General features: G+C 57.8%; 2 protein-coding genes. Both read left to right on the top strand.

Annotated elements, in window-relative coordinates:
* Positions 1-192: 192 nt before the first annotated feature.
* On the top strand, positions 193-576 hold the full coding sequence (locus G4L39_RS10050) for a hypothetical protein (protein WP_205880935.1): 384 nt from the start codon (positions 193-195) through the stop codon (positions 574-576).
* A gap of 34 nt (positions 577-610) precedes the next feature.
* Positions 611-1,015: a hypothetical protein gene (locus G4L39_RS10045; RefSeq protein ID WP_165107931.1), complete on the top strand. Its 405-nt coding sequence runs from the start codon at positions 611-613 to the stop codon at positions 1,013-1,015.
* Positions 1,016-1,232: the final 217 nt, after the last annotated feature.

The raw sequence follows: 1,232 nt of genomic DNA, 5'->3' as shown, positions 1-1,232 counted from the left end.
CTCCAGGGCCATTGTCCATATTTCGGTTGTCCTCGGTATCCACCCCGGCCGCCTTCCCCGCCGCGACCGCCGTTACGCTGCCGTCTAGCCGCAGATCTTATCAGGAGCTACTTGAATACACCACAGGAGAAGGCAGCGTGGGACAGGTATGTGTCGGGCACTGGGGGGACGTGGGAGTTATCGTGCAGGGACATGGAATCGGTGGTAAGCGCTGCCAGAGCCGGGAACGGGATGACAGTGTTGGACATGATCGAAGCGGAGCGGCGCCGTTGCAAGCATGGTAGTCGGTACTGGATGAACTCGACAAAAGAGGTGGCGGCTGTGGGCGCTCCATGGGAGCTTGCGCTGGGCTACGTGGAGCTGACCATCAGCACTTCATGCGCGTGTGGGGCGTTTTCGTTCAGCGTCTGTCTGGATGACACGTACGATTTCGATCCCAAGTGGCGAAAAACGCACCGGTCCTTGAAAGGTGAAGGCGCAACCATCTTGGTATGGGCAATGCAGAATAGACTGGCTTGTGGATGGACGCCATATCAGATTACGGGTTGTTATCATGGAGCCGAGTGTACGTTCTAGGCTTGCAAAAGCGGTGTTGGGAACCGCGTATAGCATGACGCTAATTGGAGGTCTTATATCCGATGCCATTTCCTTTGGTGGCGGATGGTTGGGGGGTTGGCTGCAACTTGCCGTACACCTGGTGTTATTTGGCAGCGTGTGGTTGGGGTGGGCGCTGAAGCGGTGGAAATGGGCGTTGTGTGGCGCGGGTGGAGCGGGTGCAATCATGGTGTCGGCGTATGTGTGGCGCAAGGTTGTGCATCCCGGACAGGTTATGGTCGACTATGGAGGGCCTTATTTGCTTGGGCTGACCGTTCTTCCTTTTGTGGCTGGCCTGTTGTACCCGGGGAAGTGGTATGTGAAGCTCGGGTTCACGGTGGTGGGAATGTTGGGTGAGTGTCTAACGTTTTTGGTGATGGGGTTTGTGGGGATAGCCCTAACGGGCTTGCCCGTGGATTGAGGTGCACAGCGGGGAGGAAAGTTCGACGGGACGTGATCATGGCACTGAAAGGAACGATCCATAGAGTCCGCAGGGCCAGCCTCGAGCGCAACTGGATGTCGTCGAAGTCCTGAGCCTCAACGCCAGCGTCCAACCCACCGGATGCTTTGGCCAGCGCGCTTTGGGCGGATGTGGCATTGCGATGAATTTCAGAGGTGCAGAGGGCGCACGGGGAGGT

Origin of the sequence: Limisphaera ngatamarikiensis (assembly GCF_011044775.1) — a bacterium.
In the GTDB taxonomy this organism is placed as follows: domain Bacteria; phylum Verrucomicrobiota; class Verrucomicrobiia; order Limisphaerales; family Limisphaeraceae; genus Limisphaera; species Limisphaera ngatamarikiensis.
This window is presented reverse-complemented; position numbering and strand designations above follow the sequence as displayed.

Coding starts and splice junctions, on each gene's coding strand:
- G4L39_RS10050 (WP_205880935.1), top strand. CDS start 193: ATGGAATCGGTGGTAAGCGCTGCCAGAGCCGGGAACGGGATGACAGTG.
- G4L39_RS10045 (WP_165107931.1), top strand. CDS start 611: ATGACGCTAATTGGAGGTCTTATATCCGATGCCATTTCCTTTGGTGGC.